Annotated in this window: 18 protein-coding genes; 8 read left to right on the top strand and 10 right to left on the bottom strand. The window is 64.0% G+C overall.

The annotated features are described in order from the left end of the window. Positions 1 to 252 precede the first annotated feature (252 nt). A complete protein-coding gene (locus EH209_RS12055; RefSeq protein WP_126663125.1) occupies positions 253 to 903 on the bottom strand; it encodes a helix-turn-helix transcriptional regulator in 651 nt (216 codons plus the stop codon). Between the two features lie 351 nt (positions 904 to 1,254). Here EH209_RS12055 and EH209_RS12050 point away from each other — a divergent pair, with 351 nt between their 5' ends. Genes EH209_RS12050 through EH209_RS12035 form a run of 4 tightly spaced genes read left to right on the top strand, consistent with a single transcriptional unit; the run spans position 1,255 to position 6,692 of the window. Further along, positions 1,255 to 2,649, top strand: a complete 1,395-nt coding sequence (locus EH209_RS12050; RefSeq protein WP_126663124.1) for a nucleotide sugar dehydrogenase — start codon at positions 1,255 to 1,257, stop codon at positions 2,647 to 2,649. Continuing rightward, positions 2,646 to 3,755 (top strand): DUF354 domain-containing protein, encoded by a 1,110-nt coding sequence (locus EH209_RS12045; protein WP_126663123.1) that lies wholly within the window; start codon positions 2,646 to 2,648, stop codon positions 3,753 to 3,755. The genes EH209_RS12050 and EH209_RS12045 overlap by 4 nt, the downstream gene beginning before the upstream one ends. Further along, the gene (locus EH209_RS12040; protein ID WP_126663122.1) at positions 3,752 to 4,711 is read left to right on the top strand and encodes a glycosyltransferase family 4 protein; all 960 of its coding nucleotides are present in this window, start codon (positions 3,752 to 3,754) and stop codon (positions 4,709 to 4,711) included. The genes EH209_RS12045 and EH209_RS12040 overlap by 4 nt, the downstream gene beginning before the upstream one ends. After that, positions 4,701 to 6,692 (top strand): hypothetical protein, encoded by a 1,992-nt coding sequence (locus tag EH209_RS12035; protein ID WP_126663121.1) that lies wholly within the window; start codon positions 4,701 to 4,703, stop codon positions 6,690 to 6,692. The genes EH209_RS12040 and EH209_RS12035 overlap by 11 nt, the downstream gene beginning before the upstream one ends. Before the next feature lie 966 nt (positions 6,693 to 7,658). On the opposite strand, the gene EH209_RS12030 is transcribed toward EH209_RS12035, so the two are convergent. Continuing rightward, positions 7,659 to 8,651: a DUF1616 domain-containing protein gene (locus EH209_RS12030; protein ID WP_126663120.1), complete on the bottom strand. Its 993-nt coding sequence runs from the start codon at positions 8,649 to 8,651 to the stop codon at positions 7,659 to 7,661. A 390-nt stretch (positions 8,652 to 9,041) separates the two neighbouring features. Between EH209_RS12030 and EH209_RS12025 the strand changes: the two genes are divergently transcribed. Then, positions 9,042 to 9,644 (top strand): DUF7344 domain-containing protein, encoded by a 603-nt coding sequence (locus tag EH209_RS12025; RefSeq protein ID WP_126663119.1) that lies wholly within the window; start codon positions 9,042 to 9,044, stop codon positions 9,642 to 9,644. A gap of 47 nt (positions 9,645 to 9,691) precedes the next feature. Here EH209_RS12025 and EH209_RS12020 read toward each other — a convergent pair whose 3' ends face one another. Together EH209_RS12020 and EH209_RS12015 are read right to left on the bottom strand one after the other, a co-directional pair. Continuing rightward, on the bottom strand, positions 9,692 to 10,195 hold the full coding sequence (locus EH209_RS12020; protein WP_126663118.1) for a hypothetical protein: 504 nt from the start codon (positions 10,193 to 10,195) through the stop codon (positions 9,692 to 9,694). A gap of 141 nt (positions 10,196 to 10,336) precedes the next feature. Next, positions 10,337 to 12,028 carry a hypothetical protein gene (locus EH209_RS12015; protein ID WP_126663117.1) on the bottom strand — a complete coding sequence of 564 codons (1,692 nt, stop codon included), beginning with the start codon at positions 12,026 to 12,028 and terminating at the stop codon, positions 10,337 to 10,339. Positions 12,029 to 12,276: 248 nt separating this feature from the next. On the opposite strand from EH209_RS12015, the gene EH209_RS12010 reads away from it, so the two are divergent. Beyond that, complete coding sequence (locus EH209_RS12010; protein ID WP_126663116.1) at positions 12,277 to 13,623, top strand: polysaccharide deacetylase family protein; 1,347 nt, start codon at positions 12,277 to 12,279, stop codon at positions 13,621 to 13,623. Positions 13,624 to 13,722: 99 nt separating this feature from the next. Here EH209_RS12010 and EH209_RS12005 read toward each other — a convergent pair whose 3' ends face one another. The 3 genes from EH209_RS12005 to EH209_RS11995 all read right to left on the bottom strand — a co-directional run bounded on the left by EH209_RS12005 (position 13,723) and on the right by EH209_RS11995 (position 17,427). Continuing rightward, a complete protein-coding gene (locus EH209_RS12005; protein ID WP_126663115.1) occupies positions 13,723 to 14,985 on the bottom strand; it encodes a succinylglutamate desuccinylase/aspartoacylase domain-containing protein in 1,263 nt (420 codons plus the stop codon). Between the two features lie 152 nt (positions 14,986 to 15,137). Next, positions 15,138 to 16,292 (bottom strand): sugar-transfer associated ATP-grasp domain-containing protein, encoded by a 1,155-nt coding sequence (locus EH209_RS12000; RefSeq protein ID WP_126663114.1) that lies wholly within the window; start codon positions 16,290 to 16,292, stop codon positions 15,138 to 15,140. A gap of 136 nt (positions 16,293 to 16,428) precedes the next feature. Then, the gene (locus EH209_RS11995) at positions 16,429 to 17,427 is read right to left on the bottom strand and encodes a glycosyltransferase family 2 protein (RefSeq protein ID WP_126663113.1); all 999 of its coding nucleotides are present in this window, start codon (positions 17,425 to 17,427) and stop codon (positions 16,429 to 16,431) included. A 195-nt stretch (positions 17,428 to 17,622) separates the two neighbouring features. Here EH209_RS11995 and EH209_RS11990 point away from each other — a divergent pair, with 195 nt between their 5' ends. Both EH209_RS11990 and EH209_RS11985 read left to right on the top strand, forming a co-directional pair. Beyond that, positions 17,623 to 18,879 carry a polysaccharide deacetylase family protein gene (locus tag EH209_RS11990; protein ID WP_126663112.1) on the top strand — a complete coding sequence of 419 codons (1,257 nt, stop codon included), beginning with the start codon at positions 17,623 to 17,625 and terminating at the stop codon, positions 18,877 to 18,879. Continuing rightward, positions 18,879 to 19,934, top strand: coding sequence for a glycosyltransferase family 2 protein (locus tag EH209_RS11985; RefSeq protein ID WP_126663111.1), 1,056 nt, complete (start codon positions 18,879 to 18,881; stop codon positions 19,932 to 19,934). Before EH209_RS11990 ends, EH209_RS11985 begins: the two co-directional genes overlap by 1 nt. A 325-nt stretch (positions 19,935 to 20,259) precedes the next feature. Here the strand turns inward: EH209_RS11985 and EH209_RS11980 are convergent, their stop codons facing one another. The 3 genes from EH209_RS11980 to EH209_RS11970 form a co-directional block, all read right to left on the bottom strand. Then, complete coding sequence (locus tag EH209_RS11980; RefSeq protein WP_126663110.1) at positions 20,260 to 21,900, bottom strand: flippase; 1,641 nt, start codon at positions 21,898 to 21,900, stop codon at positions 20,260 to 20,262. 180 nt (positions 21,901 to 22,080) lie between these two features. Further along, entirely contained in the window at positions 22,081 to 23,595 is a 1,515-nt protein-coding gene (locus EH209_RS11975) for a right-handed parallel beta-helix repeat-containing protein (RefSeq protein WP_204748313.1), read from the bottom strand. A gap of 436 nt (positions 23,596 to 24,031) precedes the next feature. Then, positions 24,032 to 24,688, bottom strand: a complete 657-nt coding sequence (locus tag EH209_RS11970) for a helix-turn-helix domain-containing protein (protein WP_126663109.1) — start codon at positions 24,686 to 24,688, stop codon at positions 24,032 to 24,034. Positions 24,689 to 24,774: the final 86 nt, after the last annotated feature.

Raw genomic sequence — 24,774 nt, 5'->3', positions numbered from 1 at the left:
GGTCGGAAATCCGGTTCAGGTTCGAAATTACGACCAGATCAAGGCGATCAATCCGACGAATGCGAACAGATCAACCCGATATCGCGAGCAACACTGACCCTCGTCTCGACCGCGGTCGGACCGCTTATCAGGGAGATAATCGCCGTCTCAGCCGCTCAAGGTCGGAGAACGCGTAGAGCAATAGTCAGTAGGCCAGTCGGGTCCACCCGGGTTTCCGTACGGATTCGGGAACGGCGAGCGTCGTCGGAACGACTATGCGACGGGGTTCTCGACGTCGTCCGTCTCGGTCGAGTCGTCGGTCGACGGATCGGACAGGGTGATGACGTTCTCCCGGCCGACCGACACTTTCTCGATGATCCCGTCGGCGTCCAGCTGAGAGCAGAGCCGACTGACTTTCGACTTCGACCAATCGGTTTCGTCGGCGATCCGGTGCTGACGGAGTCGGCCGTCGTTTGCGACGAGCAGGCGAACGACCTCCCCCTCGTCGCTCAGTAGTACTGATGGTGTGTCAGGTGCGATATACCGATCGAACGACTGGTGATCGTCGGTGGGTGAGCGGTCCGTTCCTCGCCGTTGATCCGGTTCTGACGACCCGTTCGCGATCGCTGATCGCGACTGAAGCGCGGCCAGATTGATGTCTCGGTCGGACAACCCCTCGGCGACGCGGATCGCGACGAGGCTACTGACCAGCAAGAACAGCACCGTGATCAGGGCCACTTCCAGAGTCGACGTCCGCCCCAAGAGTGACGTCCCGGACGAGAGCACATCGTTATCGCCGACGAGAGCCGAGACGATTGCACGCGTGTCGAGTCGGTGATCCGGCGTGCGGATCGCACCGAGCCGAACTGGCGCGTGCATCGACGCGAGCGGGACGGAAACTCCGAACTGGGGCAGTGAGACCATGGGTATTCGGTTCTGTGACGGTCGGCGGTGGCCTATCGACGTTGGAACGTCAGTGGAATCTCGCCGACCGTATTGGTACGTGGGCGCTCTTCCCTCTTCATTATAGATCCGTATAAGCCCATTTAACACCCTTCTAAGCCGCTGTCGTCGCAGTTTCCGTGAGCGGCGGTTCGTCGGCGGGAAGAGGCCCAGCAAACGGGTCGCTCGTCGGATGTAGCTGTTGCAATCGTTTATCTCGGCTATAGTAAACCGCCCCAGCCGTCTTGGTTCGCTCGAAGACCAAGAGCTGCACAGGTCCTGACAGCCACCGTTGCACGCAGTCGTGCAAACGGTCCAGAACCCGTCTCAATCATGACTACGACACTGAGCGACACGACGAACCGAGCGGACGAAGCACGCAGCGAGTACTCGTTCTCGGACAGCGAGGGCGCGACCGAGGAACACGCCGACGAACAGTCCAGTCGAGCGGCGACGATTTGCGTCGTCGGCCTCGGCTACGTCGGCCTTCCGCTCGCGGTCGGTTTCGCGCGGTCGGACTACCGCGTCATCGGCTACGACGTCGACGAGTCGACAGTCGAGCAGCTACAGGCCGGCGTCGATACGACCGGTGATCTCTCTGACGAGGCGGTTCAGAACGACGACATCTCCTATACGACCGACGCCGGCCAGATCGGCGATGCGGATTACGTCATCATCGCCGTCCCGACGCCCATCGACGAGGACGATCGGCCGGACCTGAACTACGTCGAGAGCGCCGCGACCACCGTCGGCTCGAAGATGAAACCCGGGACGACGGTGATCCTCGAGTCGACCGTCTACCCGGGGACGACGCGCGAGGTTCTCATACCCGCACTCGAGGACGCCTCCGATCTGACCGCCGGCGAGGGATTCTTCGTCGGCTACTCGCCGGAGCGCGCGACGCCCGGCGACGAGGAACACGGCCTCGCGGACGTCGTTAAGGTCGTCGGCGCTCAGGACAAGAAGGTCCTCGAGGACGTGGCGGCGCTCTACGAATCGGTCGTCGACGCCGGCGTCCACCGCGCGCCGTCGATCGAGGTCGCCGAGGCCAGCAAGGTCGTCGAGAACACCCAGCGTGACCTCAACATCGCCTTCGTCAACGAGCTCTCGATGGCCTTAGAGCGGATGGACGTCGACACGCAGGCGGTCCTCGAGGCCGCGGGGACGAAGTGGAACTTCCACGACTACCGGCCGGGACTGGTCGGCGGCCACTGCATTCCGGTCGATCCGTACTTCCTGGCCCACCGCTCGGCTCGCGAAGGGTTCGAACCCGAACTCGTGCGCACGAGTCGGACCGTCAACGAGTCGGTCCCCGACCATATCGCCGATCTGACGATCAAGGCGCTGAACAACTGCCACAAGACGCTTCGGGACAGTCGCGTGCTCGTCCTGGGGCTGTCGTACAAGTCGGGCGTCGGTGACATCCGAAGCTCGAAGGTCGCGGACGTCGTCGATCGCCTCGCGGAGTACGATATCGACATCGCCGGCTTCGATCCGTTCGCAGACGAGGATGCAGTCCGCGACGCGTTCGGTCTGGACGTCCAGGAGCGTCTCTCGTTCGAGGGATTCGACGCCGTCGTGGTCGCGACGCCGCACGCAGAGTTCGAGGAACTCGACCTCGAGGCGGTAGCCTCCGAACTCGCCGAGGATCCAGCGCTGGTCGACGTGACGGGATCGTTCGACGAGGATGCGGCCTGCGAAGCGGGGTTCGTCTACCGACGGTTATGACGGCACACTCCCACCCGACCTCGACGGGGACGAAGCGGATCATCGTAACGATCCAGCACCCGGGTCACGTCCACTTCTTTCGCCACCCCATCGCGGAGCTTCGGTCCCGCGGCCACGAGGTCCACGTCTTCGCCCGCGAGAGCGACGTGGCGATCGACCTCCTCGAGGCCTACGACATCGACCACGAGGTGCTCGCCGGCGCGTCTGACTCGTTAGTCTCGATGGCCGCGGTCCAGGCGACCTACGAGGCGAAACTACTGGCCCGGGCTCGTCGGATCGATCCGGACGTCATCACGGCGATCGGCGGCGTCGCTGCCGCCCACGTTGCGTCGGTGTTGCGGACGACGAGCGTCGTCTTCTATGACACCGAACACGCGACGCTCGTCACGAAGCTCGCCTACCCGTTCGCGGACGTGATCTGCACGCCGTCGTGCTATCGGGGGGAGATCGGCTCGAAACAGGTTCGCTACCCGGGCTACCACGAGCTCGCCTACCTCCATCCCGACCGGTTCGAGCCGGATCCGACCGTCCTCGAGTCGCTCGGACTGTCGCCCGACGATCGGTTCGCCGTCGTTCGACTCAGCAGCTGGGAGGCGTCCCACGACGTTGGCCACGGCGGATTCGACGATCCTCGCGAGGTCATCGACCGGCTCGAGGACGCCGGCGTCGAGGTCCTGCTCTCGGCCGAGGGCGAACCGCCCGCGGAGCTCGCGAACTACGCGTTCGAGACGGCCCCCGAGCGACTGCACGACCTGCTCGCGTACGCCGACGTCGTTCTGAGCGAGGGCGCGACGACCGCGGCGGAAGCCGCCGTCCTCGGCACGCCGGCGGTCTACGTCAACCCCCTCTCGCTGGGGTACACGACGGAACTCGAGTCGGAGTACGGTCTCCTGTTCGAGTACACTGGCGAGCGGCGACACGTCCGCGGGCTCGAGCGGGCCGTATCGGTCCTCGAGGAGCCGTCCGAAACGTGGACGCAACGCCACCAGCAGTTGTTGTCGGAACGGATCGACGTAACCGAGTTCGTCGTCGCCCAGTTAGAAACGCACGCGAAAACGCCCGAACCGGGCCGCTCGACCTCCACAACGAATCCGACCGAATCATGAATGTACTCCAGTTGGTCACCTCGCCGCGGCCGTTTTTCGACCACCAAGTATCGGTCCTCGAAGCGCGCGGCGTCGACTGCACGGTCTGTACCGTCCCCGGAGTGGACGACGCCGGCGGCCGATCGCCGTCGGACTACGCCCGGTTCTACCCGGCCATCCTCTCCGAGATCCGATCGGGCGAGTACGATCTGATCCACGCGAACTACGGACTCACGACGCCGTTCGCGTTCGCCCAGCCGATCCGACCGGTCGTGGTGAGTCTCTGGGGCACGGACCTGATGAGCGACCACTCGTGGCTCCGGTGGCTCAGTCGACGCGCGGCCCGCAGCGCGGACGCTACGATCGTTCCGAGTCAACCCATGTCCGACGCGCTCGAGACCGACCACCACGTGATCCCTTTCGGCGTCGACACCGAGCAGTTCAGACCGATTCCACAGGCGGAGGCTCGCGAGCGCATCGGCTGGGAGACCGACCGACCGATCGCGCTCTTCCCGTACGACACCGAGCGCGGGGTCAAGGACTTCACCCGGGCGCGTCGACTCGTCGAACGGGCCGACGCCGACCTCGAGTTGCGCCCGGTCTGCGGCGTCGACTACGAGGAGATTCCCCACTACATGAACGCCAGCGACGTCCTCCTCGTCACGTCGAAACGCGAGAGCGGACCGATGGTCGTCAAAGAGGCCGCCGCGTGTAACCTGCCGATCGTCTCGACCGACGTCGGCTTCGTCCGCGAGACGATCGACGGCCTGGCCAACTGTGTCGTCAGCGACGACGACGACGACCTGATCGCCGGCCTCGAGCGGGTCGCCGCCGATCGCGGGCGGTCCGACGGTCGCGACGTCATCGATGGACTGCGCCTCGAGGCGCTGGGAGACCGTCTCCACGAAGTGTACCGGCGCGTCCTCGAACGCCCCGACCGCTCGGGGCAGCCCACGGGGGTGAGCCATGGGACGTAATCCGGTCGGGCGGCTCTCGGAGCTCCGACCGCTGCGACTCGACACCGTCGCGGCGATCGGCGGGCTCCTAATCGCACTGGTGTTGTTCCCGCTGCGATTTTTCGCGTCGCAGGTCTACCTCAACACCGTTCCGGTGGTCCTCGGGACGGCGTGTATCCTGTATCTCGTCCGCCTGTATTACCAACAGCAGGCGACCGATGACATCCGCTTGACGCTCCCGTCTCGGGTGACGATGGCGCTCCCGACGGCCGTCTTCCTCGGGCTCGCGGCGCTGGTCGTTCTGGCGGTCCACCAGGGCGCCCGAACGATTTCGTTTTTCGTCCTCGCGAGCGTCGTCGGGGCCCTCGTGGTCGGCCAGATCTGCTTCGCGAGCGACCGGGATTTCAACGCCCGACTGTTGTTGTTCCAGATCGTCCTCTTCGCGCTGGTTGTTCGCGGCACCGCGCTGTACGCGACGCCGGGGTTCATCGGGATCGACGTCTGGACGCACATGGGGCTGACCGAGCAGATCGTCTCGGAGGGTCGAGTCGGTGCGATCTCCCACGACAAGCACTACGCCTCGCCGTTCTACCACCTGCTGGTCACCGCCTCGTCGATGCTGTTCGACGTCTCGCTGCGGAGCGCGCTGTACCTCACGCTGGGTCTCGTGATGCCGATCTCGGTGCTGCTCGTCTACGCTGGGGGGAACCTGCTCGTTTCGCAGCGATGGGCAACGCTGGCGGCGGCGCTGTACGCCCTCGCCAGCCACGTCTCGATGTGGGGGCTGCACCTCATCCCCACGAGCATGGGACTGGTCTTCTTCCTCGCGATGCTGTACGCGTTACTTCGGGTGATGCGCATCGAGTACACGACCAGGGACTTCTTGCTGTTGCTGCTCTCGAGCATCGCAGTGATCCTCACCCACCAGGTATCGACGTTCATCATGCTCGTGTTGCTGCTCGCGGCGTTCGTCGCCCAGCTGGTCTTCGAGATCGGCCCGCTCGGGTTGACGCGACTCGACGCGAGCGTGTTTCGGACGAAGAAACCGGTCAACCTCCTCGGCCTCGTCGTCTTCAACGTCGGGTTGACTATCTTCGTCTGGTCGCTGACGCCGTACCGCGATGACTCGTTCCTCGAGACCGTGCTGAGGTACTTCAGTGAAACGGTCAAGGAGAGCGCCGGCTTCCTCAACATCGCGAGCGGCTCCAGCGGGGACGCGGCCGGGGCCGCGGAAGCGGCGACGACGCTGCTCGACGAGATCATCCCCTACGTCAATGAGTTCGGCTTCCTCATCCTGCTCGGGGCGACGTTCGTCGGCTGCCTGTACATCGTCCACCGGCGCCGGGCCGAGCAGTCGGTGTTCACGCTGCTGCTGGCGACGGCGTTCATGCTCGTGTTCGTCATGGGCTTCCCGATGTTCGGGATCCACTCGTTCATCCCGAACCGCTGGTTCGCGTTCCTCTACGCGCCGATGGCGATTCTCGGCGCGATCGGGCTGCGGACCCTCGACCGCGGACTCGCGCCGGCGCTCGTCGTCGCCGTCCTGTTGCTGTTCACGCTCGTCTATCCGGGCGCGATGCTCTTCGCGACGGAGAGCAACATCGACAACCCGGTCTTCGAGGACCACCAAGAACAACTCGCCTACACGGAGTCGGAACTAGCTGCGGTTGGCTCGATCGGCGAGATGACCGGTTCGCCCGACGGCGACGAGCTCCGACGCGACCAGGGGCTGTACACTGACCATCCGTATCAGACGCTGTTCAGCCGCACAGGTGCCTATCCGTCGACGGACATCGCGACGGTCCCAGCGGGCGGGACCGCCGATCACAACTACGTGGTCTATCGGACGACCGCCGCGAACGAGGCGGTCTACTTCAATAACGCCGACGGGCAGGGTCGGATCGAACAGGCCACCGTGGACCGCCTCTGTCGCCCGGACCAGGCCACCGTGTACACGAACGGCGACGTGACGATGTGTACGCCCTCGCCGGCCACCGAGTAGGCGACCGACGTTACCGCGACTCTCGCCGTCCATTTTTTCGACCGAACCGACATCGACGTCGCAACGGAAGCGAGCGTCGGCATCTCGAGGCAAGCGAGGACGGACGACACCGGACGCTCTCATCGTGGTGTCGGTGGGATTCGATCGTAACGAGCACCCAGCGGCGACCTCGAGTCCGTCCATCCCCCGGTCGCTTTGCTCCTATCCGTTCGAGAGAGCGAGTGGCGTCTCCCGGACGCGGCCACCAGATACGGTTCCGGTGATCCGTTGTCTAACTCGAGTCGCGATCGACTACGCTGAGTCGCGGACTCTCGAAAACGGAGCCCTCCGATCGAACCAATCGCGGCGATCGCAGCGTGGTCAGCGCTCGTCGACGATCGACGGAGAACGACTGTTTCGGCGTCAGTTCGAGGCGCCTGTTACAGCTCGAAATGGCCGTGCAGCTAGCGCCAGATTCAGCGATGGCCAAGATCTCTTCGGACAGCCACAGCACAGTGAGGCGATCACGAGCTCGATTTGATGGAAGAGCTGCGACGTCAGTCCGCCCGTGAAGACTGGCAGATCTTCCGAAGAGGTAGATGACAACGTGGTCGAAACAGCCGCCGTAATTGGCCGGTGGTGCCGAGGCAAACGCCAGCAGGACGACCCGAACCACGACCCCGTTCCGGTCGCGTCGGACCGTACACGCCAGTAATCAGGTGAACGGTGTGGAGTGCAAACGCACCCGTGCGCCGCGGCTCTCAGCGCCACGACGGTCGGCGACGGCGGCGAGAACGAACTAACACAGTGGCGCGACGAACAGTAAGTGGGCGGTCTCCTTGTGACGCCGGCCGTCCGGAACGGCGGTTTGTCGACGAGAACGGGTAGCAGAGCGGCGACGACGGTACCGATCGTCCGGCGACGACGGCGATCGATCACGCGTTGTTCATGGCGCGTACGCGACGGTGAGCGATCCCAGGGCTATACCTACTCAACCACGACCGGGAGGTGCATCGTTTGGTAGGCGTTCTCGGCTGCGGGCTCCGACGGCACCTCCCCCTGATAGAGCAACACCGTGATCCGAAGATCGTCGCCGGACATCGTCGGCGTAATCTCGATTGACTGCTCGCGCGTCTCGCCGTCGGCGACTGTCGCGGATGCTCGAGCGAGTTCGTCGCGGTCCGTAACGTTCACCTCATCGCCGTCCCCCTGTTCGATTCGCTCGAGCAGGACGACCGTCGTGTAGTCGCGCTCGGCGTTCTCTTGGTTCGTGATCGACAGCGTCAACGGCTCGGTCTCGCCGGCAGCGTACGTCGATTTGTACATCGTGTTGGTCTCGGCCGTGACGTTCTCGGTTTGGACCGATAGTTCGGTGAAGCCGTCACCCTGTGGCGGGTTGGTGGCAGCGAAGCCGGCGCTCGCGAGCAGCACTACCAGTCCGATGGCGATCGCGACGTTGTACGGCCGCGGATTGACTCGCTCGTAGACGTTCGGTCGCTCCCGGGAGAAGAACAGCGATCCGATCGAGAGCGACGGCGCGAACCGTCGCTCCGCCGGACACCGGTAGCGAGACACGACCGCGAGCAGCGACAGCACGACGGTCAGCGACGCAAGCCCGAGGAGCACCGTTTCCGGGGTGATACCCCGTGGGGTAACGGACGCGAAAAGGGTGACCGTCGGAACGAGGGCGATACTGAAGACGATCGACAGGACGAACCGTTCGACAGACTCGAGTCCGCCGGTTACCAGACGCGGCGTATCGAGCCCGCTTTTCAGCGTATCGAACGACTGGTACTCGTCGCTCGGTTCGGACGGAAACAGGATCGAGACGAACGCATACCCGGGAAAACAGAGAACCATTGGGAGTGCTATCGCAGTTCGTATCACGCCGTCGACTCCGGAAACGATGCCGAACGTGAAGGCGCCGGTGAACGCAATCACCGCTGCCAGGTCGAGGAACCACCATTGACTGTCGCTCATTACCGGCGTTATTCGACCGTCGTGCGGTTTATTATCGTCCCGATAAGCCGCTTTGACCCGGTCGATCGGGTGGTTTCCACCCCCTGACCTACCAGCTGTAGGACAATAATTCGAAATAAGTATCTTTCGTCGGTTCTAGAACGTCCCAACCGACACAACAGTGAGAAATTTATCGTAACCCGCCAGATATATTTACGGAATTATATACGAGTAACAAAATAATCGTCTGTTCGTGAATGGCCCGAATTATGACTTGAATCCCTCGATATTGCTGTTTTAAAATAACGTAAAAAGATCGATCCCGTATATGAAAATAGTTAAAACGAATTCGGTTGAGAGATACGGTTTCCACCCTTTATTACACACTTCTGATTAGGGGAGATTGGCGCAATGAACGCAGCACATATCAGCTCCGAAGGAGATACTACGGAGGAGACGGCCGACGCGGACGAGCGGTCCGCTGACGAGCGGTCCGCCGACGAGGAGGACCTCTCTAAGGACGAGATCTTCCACCTCCTGCAAAACGAACGCCGTCGGCTGGTTCTCAGGTACCTTCGCGACACTACCGAGCCCGTGCGTATGCGGGATATCGCCGAGCAGGTCGCGGCGTGGGAACACGATACGACCGTCGAGGAACTCACGTCGAAACAACGCCAGCGCGTCTACATTCCGCTCTACCAGTCTCACCTCTCGAAGCTCGACGAAGCGGGACTCATCGACTACCAGAAGAACCGCGGCATCGTCGAACGGCAACCGCGCGCGGATATGGTCGATCAGTACCTGCAGGACGCCCCCGAGACGGACTCGAGCGACGGGGACGAGTCCAACGCGGGACTGGACGATTACTACGTCGGCTCGACAGTCCTCGGCTTCGCGCTGCTGCTCGGCGCGGTGCTCGAACTGCCGTTCACGACGTTCCTCTCGGGAATCGCACTGAGCGCCTGTATCCTGCTGCTGTTTACGGTATCGACGATCAAACGACTTCTCGAGTAATACCTGACGTCGCCCCTAGTGCGATACGGCGTGTTTCTCGAGCCGGTTCAGACGAGCAGTACGACCGCGAGGAGCGCAACCGCCAGCCCTGACGTAACCAGTGCTGTGAGTCCCGCGAGTCGAACCAGTCTCCGGAGTCCCAGCCTGCTCGAGCCGTTCCTGTTAGCGGCGTCCGATCGGACCGTTCGACGCTCGACGATCCCCTGTTCCGCGTCGAATTCGACGTGGCCTGTCGCGTCGAGTTCCGGAAGGCGATACTGGTGGAGTTGCTCGTGCACGGCCGCCCACGTTTCCACTGAGGGCCGAGCCGGGTGGATCAGTTCGTCGGCGACTTCGTCGACGGTGACGGGCGTCTCCATCCCGTCCAGAACGGACAACAATTCGGTATTGGAGTCCGGGACGAACTCGGTCGCGGAGTCGGCGTTCGAGAGGTTGGTCGATGGGTCCCGGTAGATGGTGACACCCGAAACCGTCTCGGCTTCGGCGTCGTCGGGCCCGTCTTCGGACGGCTCCGACGGTGTCGCGCACAACCAAGACGGCGTCAGACGCATATTCCGCGGTAGTCTTGCGTGGTATATAAGTATTGTTACGGTTGAGCTGGGCAAACGATTTGTCGTAGGCCTAAATGAGTGGAAACGACTGTTCGAGTCGTTAAAAGTGAGGGTCCCAGCGGCCGAAATCTGTGCCAACAGTCAAACAGTCGCGAATTCCGGCGGGGCGAGCCACGGAAGCGACGCCTCGGACGGCGCGGTCCAGCACTCGAGCCACGTTCGGAGATCGATGAGCCGCAGCTTGTGTCTGACCGGCAGGTCGTGGACGTGCTCGAGGTCGTTCAGGTACCGCTGGTCGAACTCGTAGCGATCGAACAGTGTCTGGCGATCGGGCCACGGCGGCTGGAACGACTCGAGAAGCGGCGTCTTCCGACGGACGAAGCGTTCGACCTCGTTGAGAATCGTTTCGTCGTGTGGCCGGTCCGGCGGTCTGTGTCGCAGGATGTCGTTGTCGACCCGCGTACAGGCCTCGAGGAACGTCTCCGTCGTGCGGTGTTCCGGCGGCGCTCGAAGGTGCCAGTCGAGTAGCTCGCGGTCGATGGCGGGAAACGACGCCACGAACTGGTCGGCCAAGTGCGTATGAAACGGCATCGAGGGCTGGTTCGAAATCCCGACGCAGGTCAGCGCGTTCTGGACGGAGTCCGCGCGGGCGTCCTGCGCGTCGAGTTCGTCGGCGACCGCGTCCCTAACGAACGTCTCTGGATCGACGCCGAACGACGTTCGTTCGGCGAGGTCGCGACTGGCATCTCGGCTGTAGCCGAAGGTCGCGAGTAGTTCCTCGACCGGATCGGGATCGGGTTCGAGCCGACCGGTCGGAATGCGCTTGTCGAGGACGTCGACTGTCTTCTCGGCGGTGAAGTGACCGCGAAGGAACGTATCACAGAGCAGTCCGTGATGCATCGTGTCGACGGCCATCTCGTCGGTGTAACCGGCGTGGTGGATGTGCAGTGATTCCTTGATTCCCTGCGAGTAGCGGACCTTCGATTCGTCGGGACGGAGATACCGTTCATCCGGCGGAAACGCCGTGTGTGTCGCCCCGTACTGGTCGGCGAGCTGACCCGCGACCTCGACTTCCCGGGCGTCTGGCGCGCCGACGGTGAAACTCTGCTCGATCTCGGGAATCCCCGTGAGAAGGACCCGCGAGTCGTAGCCCGCCGACAGGAGGAGACCTTTGGTTCCGGGTAGCATCGAACGCCGCCGAAACGCCCGCTCGAGGCGCTCGGCGAGCTCGCCAACGTAATCGAACGACTCCGAACGGTAGACGAACCGCTTGAGGGGTTCGATCGAGTCGGCCACGAGCACGCTGTCGATGGGCAGTCGACGCAGCTCCGAGACGGCGGTCTTCTCGCCGAGGGCCACGCCGAGGTGGAGGAATTCGAGAACGCCGTCTCGATTAACCGTCGGCTCGGGGACCGTGCGCCCGACTTCGGCGGCGTCGGTTCCGAAGACGCGAGTTCCCGGCGCGTCGGTGTAGAAGCACTCGCGAGACCGGACGGGATCCGTCGCGACGAATGTGTCGCCCCTGTCGGCGTCGACGAGGGCCAGATACGATCCGTTGAGCAAGTCCAAGGCATCGCGACCCACGTTCTTGTAGCGCTCGAGCAGCCAGCGCGCGGCGTTTGACTCGTCGCCCGGGACGTACGCCTCGCCCCAGACGACACACCGGTCGTCGCCGTCCGCGTAGCTGGCGGTCCAACCGGGCGCGCCGAGCGCATCGTCTCTGATGCCGACGGTGACGGACGGTCCCGTCAGTACCCGATCGAATTCGTCGCTCGCTCTGTGTCGCTCGAACGTCTCTCTGTCGCCGAATACGCCGAAGAGTTCCCTGTTCATCGAAGACCACCGTCGCGACGCACGATCGAGGGGACGGACGCCGAGTCGACCGATCGGCGGTCGACCGGCGGTTCACTCGTCCACATTGCCCCGACCGCGCACGCGGCTCTCCTCTCTTCTACCGAGACGACAATTACTATGCCATTGTTAAGGGCTGAAACGCCCGTATAGCGGCGATCTAGGCAACCGGATTTTCGGCCTATCGGATCCATAATAATGGGCTGACTGTCGGTAACTTCGGGTCGACAATGTCACAGCAGCGACCAACCCGCCGACGAGTTCTCGCCCTCTCGAGTGCAGCCGCGGCCGCCGGCCTCGCGGGATGTACCGATCAGCTTAGTTCGGTCCTCGGCGGATCGGACGACGATTCGGAGGAAGATTCGGAGGAAGAAGAGACGGACAACAAGTCCTCCGGACAGGCGGCGGCGCTAGCCGACGGCGTTCCGTCGCTCGAGACGGAGTACAACAGCCGCGAGCAGTACAGCCAGCCCGGCGAGTCGCTCGACGACTTCAGCGACCTCTCCAAGTGGGAGGTCACCCGTGGATCGGGAAGCGCCGACCAGGAGACCGTCTTCAACGGCGACCAGAGCTTCAAACTGGAGTCGAACGGCGAGCAAAACGTCGTCGCCCAACTGGACGTGTCGGACAAGGACTTCACCGATACGGACTTCTCGTTTGCGATCCGGACGACGACTCCACAAAGCATCACGATCAACCTGCGGCTGGTCGACCAGTTCGGCGGCTGGAAAGCGTACTCGCTGCGGGAGATCACTTGCCGGAGCCCGGACGTCGCCTGGTTCCGCTCGAGTCCGGGCGTCTTCTCACAAAGCGACTACGAGCCCGCGCTCGACGCCCTGGATCGCCTCGAGATTCAGGTTTTGCACACCATGGACCAGGCCGAGGTCTGGATCGACGACCTGCGGACCCACGACAAGCCCGAACAGGGGTACGTCATGCTGACCTGGGACGACGGCACCCGCGACTATTACGAGACGGCCGCGCCGATGCACGACGAGTACGGGTTCCCGGCCGTTCAGGCCCCGGTACCGCGCTGGGTCGAACGAAACGACGGTGGCAGCGTAACGGTAGCGGAGCTTAAGGAACGTCAGGACGCTGGCGACCAGATCGTCGTCCACGGGACCCACAGTCCGATCCACGAACTCGACGACGAAGAGCGGATCCGGAACCGCCTCGAGCACGACAAGCAGTGGTTCATCAACAAGGGGTTCGAGGGCGCAGACTACATCGTCTACCCGCACAACAGCTACGATAAGACGAGCCTCGATATCGCGACCGACTACCACTACTGCGGCGGCTTCAACCAGTCCGGTAACATCAACACGACCAGCGTCTATGGCTTCGACCCGCTGGCGTTACCGCGGACGATCGGCTACGACCTGAACATCGCGAAACGGTGCGTCAATCGCGCCGCCCAGCACCGCCAGTGTACGATTCTGAACTTCCACGCGTTCTCCGAACAGAACACGATGTCCGAAACCAACTACGCGAAGCTGCTCAAGCACATAGACAACGCCAACGTCGAGGTTATCACGTTCGACGATCTCTGGAAGCACCGGACCGAACAGTTCTACTGAGCTCGCGTCGTTTGTTGATTCCATTCTTGCGGTAACGAACGGTTCTATCCCATCCCTCGTCCGGAGAGGAAGCCCGCAGTAGCGCGAGTTCCGGACCGATCAGTTCGTCGAGAGCGTGATCGAATCGGTATCGGTCGCACCGTCAGCGGTAGTCACGCGCAACACGATCGTGTCGCGGACGTTCGTACCGACCGTCACCGTGATCGTCTCACCGGTCTTGTCGAACTGCGCCGTCTGGCCGACGTCCCACTCGTAACGGACGATCTCGCCGCCGCGCGCCTCCGATCCCGACGCGTCGAGTTGAACCGTCTGCCCGGACTCGAGCGCCGACCCGACGAAGTTCCGGGGACAGGCGGTGATGGACGCGACGGGCGCTTCTGCCGCCGTCTCGTCTTCGGCGGACTCGTTCCCGTTGGCACCGTCGTCCGTCTCGTTTTCGTCGGCACCATCGTCCGACTCATTCTCGTTAGCACTGTCGTCCGTCTCATTCTCGTCAGCACTGTCGTCCGACTCGCTCTCGTCGGCGCCGTCGTCCGTCTCGTTCTCGTCGGAACCGGAATTCGCGTCGGCCGCCTCGAGTTGGAGATCGTCCGTCAGGAGCCGCTCGACGATCGCCGAGTGCCACTGCACGCGGGTCTCGAGTGGGACGTCGGTCGAGAGCGTCTCCGCGAGGAACGCGTCGGCGCCGAGGTCGCGAGCTGCCTTGTGGACGAGCAGTCCCCTCGGGTCGTTGTCGGGACTGGAGAACGGCCCGGTCTGAAACGCGAGCGCCCGGTCGTCGATGTAGTTCCGGGTGACGTACTCAGCCGCATCGGTCGCGGCCGCGGCGGCTTCGCCGTCGGAGTGGAAGATCGCCTGCCCAACGCCGTCGACGGGATCGTTCGCGTAGATGCCCGTCGACTCGTGGAGGTCGATCACAACGTCCGGATCGTACTCGACGACGACACTCCAGAGCGCCCTGGCGAGGTCGGTCCCCGGCTCGCGCCCCTCCAGGAATTGTCGATTGAGGTCGACACCGTCGTCGGCGGTCCGCGTCCCGTTCTCGACTGCGGCCGCGTTCGCTTTGGGGATGGTGACAAGGGTTCCGGCGCCGATCTCCCAGTCGGCGATTGCACCCGTTGCCGTATAGCCCGCGACCTCGTTACCGTGGACGCCGCCGATGATGACGACCGTCGGGCCGTCGACGTCCGCGCTCGTGACGTAGACCGTCGTCTCCTCAGCCGTTCCCTTGCGAATCGTGAAGGACTCTCGGGATGTTCCGTCTGCCTGTGCCCCACCGACTGCCGTCGCGCCGGCGCCAGCGATCGCGCAGGCGCCCGCGAATGACAGTACCGATCGTCGTGAAAGCGCATTCCGCTGCATTCCACCGCCCGATTCGGGATAGGATGTGTTTACTATCGCGAGAATAACGTCAGCGGATATTCTTTTTCTTCCTTCGAAACCGTCGTGAAACGGTTGTAGAGAGCGAATCCATCCGGGAGACTCGAGGTAGTTAGCGACCCCGTTCGACGCCGTTACCGAACACCGTGTTGCTCGTAGAACCGCCGGACGCGGTCGTCAGTCAGCAAGGGTCCGTGGACCTGAATGGATTTGAGACCGGGATAGCTGTTGGCTTCGATGACGGTGAAGCCGCCGTCGTCGTCGGTTACGATAACGTCCCAGCCGACGTACGGAAGGAACGAGCAAGCGTCGGCCATCTCGAGGACCCGCGATCGAATCCGCTGCCAGCCGGGGATCTGTTTCTCCTCGATCGCCATTCCGGTATCCGGGTGCTCCGAGTGCCACTCGACACCGTCGCCGTCAGGGGGTCGCGCGCCTGGGCCGAGCTCGCCCGTCCTGCGGTCGACCGACGCGGAGAGGCCGCCCTGCGTGAAATTGTCCAGCGGCGCGGAGTCCGTCGTGCCGATCCGCTGGATCGCCGCGGCGATGAACGGTTCGTCGAGGACGTCGTCGTACATCGTGATCAGTCGGATCGTATTCGGCGTCGCCGGGTACAGCGCGGCCGGGAACGTACCCTGGTCGACGAACTCGCAGACGAGGTAGTCCTCGAGGTCGGCGACCAGCGATCGGAACTCCGCCTCGGCGTAGTGGTCGCCGTCGACCCGGTAACCGTCGTCGGCGCGCGAACACAGCATGACGTTGTTTCCGCCGCCGCCGTGGACCCACTTGAGGACCAGCCGCCCCTCGACCTCGAGTCGATCGACGACTCGCTGGGCGGCGTTTCTCGTCTCCGTCCGTGGCGACGACCGGGCCGGCTCGGACGCCGGTCCGCCGACGCCGATCGGCTCCGGGACCGTCGGCCCTCCATCGGCCATCTCGCGGCCGCGTCGGCTGTCGACGGGGTGGTAGGTCCCGTCGCGGAGCAGCCCGTAGACGGTCATCCGCTCGGCGTCGAACGGCTGCATGAGCCGGTGAAAGAGGAGCTTGTTCGAGAGGGCCACCGACCACGTTCCGTTGATCCGTTTCGTGCGCACGAACCGCTCGTAGTCGCTCACGTAGTCGCGGTAGTTCTCCGAGTCGAGGTCATAGACCGCGTCGGATCTGCTCAGGAAGCCGCGCCGCCAGAGCCAGAGGCGTCGGCGAAGCGGTCGCGAGACGTCCGACTCGTACTCGGACCCGACGAGTCCCTGCACCGCCCTGGCCGTGTTGTAGAGCGTTCTGACGTTCACGGATGAGCCTGCCACGTGGATCCTGTTAGTTATCGAACTACCAAGACAGTTGCAGTCAGAGCGCGGACGATATGACCAACAGAAATCGTGCAAACCGGGCGGACTCGCCGCTTGAGAAGCGGAAATACGGAGACAGCTACTCGGTCAGTACGCGACGGACGATCGCGGTCCGCTCGAGTGCCGTCACGGCGAGGACGCCGAAGACGAGCGCGACCGTTGCGACGATCGGGAGTGGACGCCGTCGGACGCCGCTCCCGGCGGCCCAGCAGAGGCCGGGGTACTGCCGAGCGGACGCGGCGGCGCCGCGCAGGTACCACAGCCCGCGGAGGAGACGCCCCTCGGAGAGGTAGGCCTTCGCGATGACGAGCTGGTGGGCGGCACGGATCTCATACCCCTCGGCTTCGAACCGCTCGACCTCGTCCTCGTAGATCGAAAGGTACTGCTCGCTGGCTGTTCGGATGACGGCCGCCGGCGGCTGGCCCGTCTCCTCGCGGACGACCAGCGGTTCGTCGACGTACGCGAGCTTGCCAGCCTTGAGCACTCGCAGGCAGAATTCGGGGTCCTGGAACCGGTCGAGTTCCTCGTCGAAACCGCCGATCTCGCGGACCACGTCAGTCCGGACGAGCAGGGTCGAGCCGGCGTCCGGCTGCACCTCGTCGGCCAGGATCGGCCCGATGAGTTCCTCGCCACCCTCCTGGACGGGTTCGTCGTCCGACCGCGCGAGCGCGGACGCGGCGACCCCGCGGAGGCGGTCGTTTGCCCCCGACAGTTCGTAGGTCGAGTCGCAGTAGACGCCGACCCACTCCTCGGATCGTCCCTCGAGGGCGTCGAGTTGGCGCTCGAGTTTCTCGGGGCGCCACTCGTCGTCGGAATCGAGGAAGGCAACGTACTCGCCGCGGGCGTGCTCGATACCGGTGTTCCGGGCCACGTTGGCCCCCTGGTTGGTCGCGTGGACGACGGGACGGACCCGGGGATCGTCGTAGTCGGCAAGCACGGACGGCGTCTCGTCGGTCGAACCGTCGTCGACGACGACGACCTCGAGGTCGTCGACCGTCTGCGCGAGCGCGCTGTCGATCGCGCGCGGAAGCGTCTCGGCTCTGTCGTAGGTCGGGATCACGACGCTGACTCGTGGCATTTTTCCCACCTCCGAACGGTCGAGCCATTATTATCGCGTCGCTAAACGCCGGGGACGACGCCGCGAGGGATCGACACGAATCGATCGCCGGCTGCGACCGGCGCGGAGCGCGGCTCCGGTCGCGACCCTGGGTCTGGGGTCGCTCGTCGGCTAATAGCTGTATAAGAAAGGTAGAACGGTTCGTCCCCGCAACCAATGACCCACCGGAACCGACGAACGTTCCTGACGACGATCGGCACCGCCGGAGCGATCGGGCTCGCCGGCTGTCTCTCGAGCCTGCGCGACGACGACGACGATGACGAGTCGGCGCCGTCACAGGAGGAGAACGGTGGCGGCGCCGAGACCGACGGACTCGACCTGCCGGGTGAACCGATCGACGATTTCGAAGCCCTCGACGACTGGTCGGCGATGATCGACGCCGGCGACCTTGAAGCCACCGCGGACGACCCCTACGCGGACTCGCAGTCGGCGCAGCTAACGGCCGACGAGGGCACCGAGACCGCGTCGATCTATCGGTCCGTCCCCGACGGGCTGGACCTCCGTGACCGAAACCTCTCACTGGCGGTCTCCTTCTCGGAGCGCGACCAGTTGCGACTGTCACTCGAGCTGTTCGCGCCCGACGCGCGCAGCGCCATACGGATGCACCGGACGCTGACCGGCCCGACCGATCGCTGGGTGCGCGTCGACTTCGGGACGATTGGCGTCGACGGAACGCCGGACCTGAGCGACGTCCGCGAGATCCGACTGACCGCCCGCCGCCGAGGCGACCAGACCGGCCCGATCGACTGTCGGATCGACGACCTCCGAACGGTCGACCGCCCCGACCGCGGCGCAGTGATGCTCCTGTTCGACGCCACACTCGAGGATCACTACAAACGCGCGCTCAAGCACCTGGACGCGTTCGAGTTCGCGGGCGTCGAGGCCGTCATCCCGGAGGCCCTCGGTGAGTCCGGTCGCCTCTCGATGGGGCAACTCGAGACGCTGGGCAACGCCGGCTGGGAGGCCATTGCGCGCCCCCGGACCGGCGCGCGGTTCCTCCACGAGTTCCCCCGCGAACAACAGGCGGAACGCATTCAGCGGACGAAGCGCTTCCTCGAGAGTCGCGGCTTCGCGGACGGCGCGAGACACTTCATGACGCCGCGGAACATCCTCGGATCGGAGACGCTCGACCTCGTCCGGGAGCACCACGAGACGGCGTTCCGGTTCGGCAGCGCCCCGAACGGTCTCCCGCTGACGGACTTCCACGATGTCGGGTTCTTCTCAGGAACCGCTGGCCAGACGACGCGGGACTACGTCGACTACGCGGCCGAATACGGCCAGTTGGCGGTCCTGCACTTCGAACACATCGGTGACGACGGGATCTCCGAGTCGGCGTTCGCGGACCTGCTCACACACGTCGATGCCGCCGACGTCGACGTCGTTACCCCGTCAGACCTGCTGGAGGGGTACTGATGTACCGCGGAGCCTCGATCGGCGTCGTGGTGCCGGCGTACGACGAGGAGGGGTTCGTCGGCGACGTGATCTGCGAGATGCCCGACTACGTCGATCGGATCTACGCCATCGACGACCGCTCGACCGACGAGACCTGGGACGAGATCCTCGAGGCGGCCCGCGACGACGCCAACGCGAACGCGGGACGCGACGCGGCCGACGACGGGGCGCTCGTGACCGACGGCGGCGCGTCCATGCTGACCGAACGGGCGTCCGTCCGGGACGCGATCGGACGGGTCGTCCCGATCCGCCACCGCGAGAACCGCGGCGCCGGCGGAGCGATCAAAACCGGCTATCTCGCCGCGCGCGCCGACGGCGTGGACGCGACCGTAACGGTCGACGCCGACGGGCAGATGGACCTCTCACAGATGCCGCGGCTGCTCGACCCGCTCGTCGAGAACGAGGCCGACTACGCGAAGGGGAACCGCCTCCTCTCGCGGGAGTACCGCGCGGCGATGCCGCGGTTTCGGTTCGTCGGGAACGCGATCCTCTCGTTCCTGACCAAGATCGCCTCCGGCTACTGGAAGACGATGGACCCCCAGAACGGCTACACGGCCATCTCCGGCGACGCCCTCGAGGCGATCGACTTGGAGAACCTCTACGAGTACTACGGCTACTGTAACGACCTATTGGTGAAGCTGAACGTCCACGGGATGCGCATTGCCGACGTGGCCATGCCGGCCGTCTACGGCGATGAGGAGTCGAGCATCACGTACTCGGAGTACATCCCGAAGGTGTCGACGATGCTCCTGCGTAACTTCCTGTGGCGGCTGAAGACGAAGTACCTCGTGCTCGATTTCCACCCGCTTGCGTTCTTCTACCTCGTCGGCGCCGGGCTGGCCGCGACTGGCATCCTCGCCACCGTCGTGACGCTGTTCGCGACGCTCGCGACGGTCGGTCCGTCGGTGCAGGGGTCGACGACCGTGTTCCTGCTCGTCGCCGGCATCGCGTTCCTCCTGTTCGCGATGGTGTTCGACATGGCCGAGAGCGAACACCTCGAGCGCCAGGTCCGCTAGTCCCGCGTTCGTCGTCGAGATCGCTCGTCGTGTCTCCGGTTCCGTTGTCGTGATTCGCCCAGCTGTCCGGTTTCTGCTTCCGTCGACTGTTCGCCGTTCTCGAGTGCACTTCGCGTCAGGCTTCGACTCGTCAGTCCGCAGTGTAACCAGTTCTCAATCGGCCTATGAGTCAGAGTCAACTCGAGCGAATATCCGAATACTGCACTCGACGGTCACAATCGACCAATCGACCGCGCCCTCTCGAGCGGTTCGTTCGAGGAACAGCAACGGCGTTCCGCGCGAATCGGGATCGAACCCGATCGGTCGCATTCGCTCCGCCGATCGATCAGGGAAGGAGACTCTGGATGCCGGTGCCGAGGATGCCCAGCGCGAGTCCGGAAACGAACAGCGACAACCCGGCGACGAACAGCAGGCTCTGAAGCCAACTTCGCGTTTCGCCGTCCTCGTCACCCTCGCCCTCGAACGACACCTGTATCGCGGCCGCCCGGGAGCCGATCGGATCGGGAAACACCGAGAGGATCTCGAACGGTTCGGACGGGTCTAGCGCGCCGACCAGCAGCGCGAAGCCGACGAAGATCACGAACCCGACCGGCGGGACCACCGCGAGCGCGAACCACGGATTCGTGATTACCGTCGCGAGGGCGATGATGGGAGCGGCCGCGAGAACGGTCGTCAACGCCGCTCGAGCGAGTCGCGCGTCGGCGAGTGGATCGAAACCGACGCGACGGGCGCTCCAGCAGTGACAGACGAACATCGTTCCGTAGCCGATACTGGTCGCGACGGCCGCACCGTGCATGCCGTAGCGCGGAATGAGCGCGGCGTTGAGGACGACGTTGAGCAGCGCCGCCACGCCGGTGGCCGCGATCGGATACCGGAGGTTCCCTTTGCCCTGCGAGACCGCGAGGATCGGTCGTGCGAGCGCGAATCCGAGCGCCCCCGGCAGCAACAACAGGAGGGGTTCGATCGCCGGAACGGCTTCGTCGCCGAAGTAAATCGGCACGGCGATGTCGGCCAGCGCCGCCAGCCCGACCGCCATGACGGCCGTCAGGAGGAACGTGTACCGCGTCGCCCGCGACGCCAGTTTCGAGATCTTTCGGCGGCGGTTCTGGGACCACAGCTCCGACGTCGAGTGGACGAAGACGGTCTGGATCGCCAGCGGGACGAACCAGAGGAACTCGGCCAGCGTCAGCGCCGCCTTGTAGTTCCCCACGTCCGCGCTCGTCCGGAACCGCTGGAGCATCACGATGTCGATGTGGTACAGCGACATCAGCAGGAACACGAGCACAATGCTCATCGTGTTGAACGTGAGCATCTGCTTGCGCGGGAACCGTTCGGTCGGCGTACTCGAGAGACACGTCAGCGGAACCCGGCGGTTAACGATGGCCAGTCCGGCGACGGCCACGAGCAGACTCGCGACCAGATGGCCGGCGAGGACCCCCATTACGCCGACCCCGACGTACGCCAGCGGGATAGCGACGACGATGAACGAGACCGTATCGAGGATCTTCAGCGGCTCCGAGTAGCGCTCGAGGCCGAAGCCCATCAGCGTCTTTCGGGCGTAGTCGCGAAACTGGGCCGTCACGACGAGGGCGGCGAGCGCATAGAAGTAGATCGCGAACCCGTCTCCGAACGCGCGGTCGACGATTCCCAATCGGGCGGCGAGTATCAACAGGAAGGCGCCGACGGCGGCGAGACCGATGGCCAGCCGAAAGTAGAAGCCGACGACGTGTTCGCTCCAGTTCGCGTCGTTGCGATCCTCCGCGAGGAACTTCCGGACGCCGTCGGTGACGCCGGAGCTCACGAAGATCATGTAGATGGCGAACACGGACAGCAGGAACGCGTAGTCCCCGTACTTCGACGGGCCGAGAAACCGATAGAGGAGCGGCGTCGAGAGGGCAGTGAGGAGCTGCACGACGACCTTCACACTGACGACCGAGAAGACGCCGCTCGCGATACTTCGATTCACGCTCTCACCGGGGAGCGTCCGTGCTGAGGATCGGCGGCTCCCCTCGCCGACGCCCGTTCAGCATCCAACGTGCTCACAGTAGTGCGACGTGGCGACGATGAAGACTTATTATACGGGTGTTAAACCCCGGTAAATGGCCGATACAGTAGATCTCCGTCCTCGCAAGGGGGACCGTCTCGACTATTCGATCGTGTTCTCCCAGGTCGTGACGCCACTCGCGCCGAGGTCGCGGATCCCGCCCGCGAGGCGATTCTTCTTGAAGGTTGGGTTCTCTGAGGACGCGTAGAGACAGACGGCTTCCTCACCGCCCGTCGACTCGAGGTCGGAGTCGCGAACGAGCGCGTCGGTCCCGACGTCGAGGTACGGATACTGGCTGGCGCGCAGCTCGCTCTTGTAGACGGTCAGGTCCGCGCCCGTGTTGACGATGGCATTCCGTTCGGTCCCGTCTCGACCCTCTTGGGTGACCGAGATGTGGCTGAACCGGCAGTTGTCCCGTTCACAACGGATCCCGTCGCGGAAGCCACTGGCGTCGCCGGATCGGCCCGAGATCGTGAGGTGTTCGGCGAGGATTCGATCGGATCTGTCGCTGTCGCGGATCCACAGCGGATACCCGCCCGCGGTCTCGTGGCTGATCGACGTGTCTGCGATCGTCGTCTCGCCGGAGTCGGGCGAGAGGACGATGCCGTGGTTGACGCTCGACCCGCGGATCCGAACCTCGGTGTTTTTGATTCGAGCCTTTTCGCAGGTGTTCATCACCGAGATCGCATGGCTCGTCGGCATCGGCGAGGTAATATCGACGAGTGCACCGTAGATTTCGATGTCTCGACCTTTCTCGATCCGGATCCCGCGCTGGGATCGATCCTCCGGTCGCGACTCGTCAACCTCGACCGTCGGCCACTGGATCACGCTGTTCGCGCCGCCGACGCGGATGTTCGCTCCGTTACTGTTCCGGTAGAGACCGCCGCTGACTACGATCTGTCCCTCGCTGCCCGCCGCGTAGAGCCCGTTGTTCGGGAAGCCGCCAAGCCAGCAGTGTTTGAACTCGAGGGTACCCGCGTTCTGGTTAGCCTCGATCCCGATCGGGCCACGCCAGCGCTGGCCCGCGTTCGGCGTGTTCTCGACCCACGCACCGCCGTCCGGCGCCCGAAACCGCTCAACGAGCCCCGTCCCGTCGGGATCGGTGATGTTGAACAGTCCCGGACCCCACGTCCCGCTGTCGTGCTGGCCGCGAACGGTGATGTCGCGCACCTCGAGCCGATCGGAGACGTAGGCTTCGATCGCTCGGATCCCGGTATCGGGGGCCGTCTGATCGACCTCGAACCCCTCGAATCGGAGGCGACTGCCGGGGTTGTAGGTGACGCCGAGACGGAACAGCCGAAACTGCGGGCCGTCGAAGGCGTGGTAATCCGCCGGGACGAGCGTCGCGCCGTCGCCGACGAAGCCGATATTCTCGAAGCCCGTGTATCTGAACTGCTCGTCCATGTAGTAGCGCCCCTCCGGGAAGACGAACAGCGTGTCGTCGGCGCGCAGGTCCTCGAGGACGGGCGTGATCGATTCCGTCCCAGTGTTGTCCGCGCCGGCCTCGACGACGTCGACGACGTTCTCGTACTCGTCGTGGTATTCCTCGTACGGGACCGCCGCGCTCGAGGCGCCGGCGGTCGTCGACAGACCGAGACCAGCTGCACCTGCAGCCACGAGTCCACCGAGCACCGTGCGTCGTGTTTGTCCTGCATCTGTTCGTCCGTCGTCAGTAGATCGATCGGTACCGTTCCCATCCGACTGAAACTGCGGCGAGTTCATCCCATCCGAATGCCGCAGATCGCTTCGTTCCACCATTGATATTCACTTCTTTCTGAGTGATGACGGGGTCCAGTAACTATGGCTTCGGATAGCAAGCTTTTAAGTTTGAAACCCTATGGGGTAGTGGTAGATTAACCAACACTTGCAGCAGACACAACTGATTGCCGGGATAATAATCTCCGGTCTGAAGCGCACTCGTGGCGATATTCGGCGTCTCTCTGAATTACTAATTCGTTCAGTGCTAATGTCAATAATATGTCCGATATTTCGTCTGACGCTCGTCCGACATCGATAGAACACCCCCCTCAAGTGCCCGCTCGTTTCACTCCAGTTACTGATTCGGCATCCGATCGTTCTCGATCGTCGCCGCGATCAGTTCCGCGGTAGCGCGTCGGATCCGCTGGGAGACCGCCGAGTCCGAAATGCCGAGCCGTTCGGCCAGATCGTCCTGCGTGATTCCGCGGGGAATATCGAAGTAGCCGCCGTAGTAGGCCATCATGAGGATCTCGTGTTGCTGGTCGGTCAGGTGGAAGGTGCCGCTGTCGGAGACCGACGTATCGTACAGCTGAGTCACGCGAAAGGAGATTCCACGGTCGCGACACCGCGCTCGAAACGCGATCAGCGCGTCCCGGTTCGGCAGGTAGATGCGAGCGACCCAGCCGCGTTCGCCACTTGTCACCGTGAACACGAACAGTCCGTGCTCGCCGCCCCAGTCGGGGAGGACCGCGAGGTCGGTCTCGAGTGCGACGCGGAAGATCGTCCGATTCTCGAACGTCGCGATGAGGGTTGGGTCCGAGACCGTCGGGTCCGACGCCATCGAATCCTTGACGGCCGCCTCGTCGTCGCTGAACACGGAGACAAACTGGTATCGACGGTCGTCGGTCGACGCCTCGTACTCGTACCGGAACGTCGTCTCGGGATGGTTTGCGATCGTCGATGCCAACGCGAGCTCGTCGTGAACGAGATGAACTTCAGCGATAAATCCCATGCAATGCCCGTTTCCTATCACGTGGTCGGGAACGGCGTCCAAACCTATACGGAAGCTAAGCGACCGTTGTAGTAACCGGGACGACC

Source organism: Haloterrigena salifodinae (assembly GCF_003977755.1).
Classification (GTDB): Archaea; Halobacteriota; Halobacteria; order Halobacteriales; family Natrialbaceae; genus Haloterrigena; species Haloterrigena salifodinae.
Note: the sequence above shows the minus strand (reverse complement) of the source record. Positions and strands in the feature narration are given on the sequence as shown.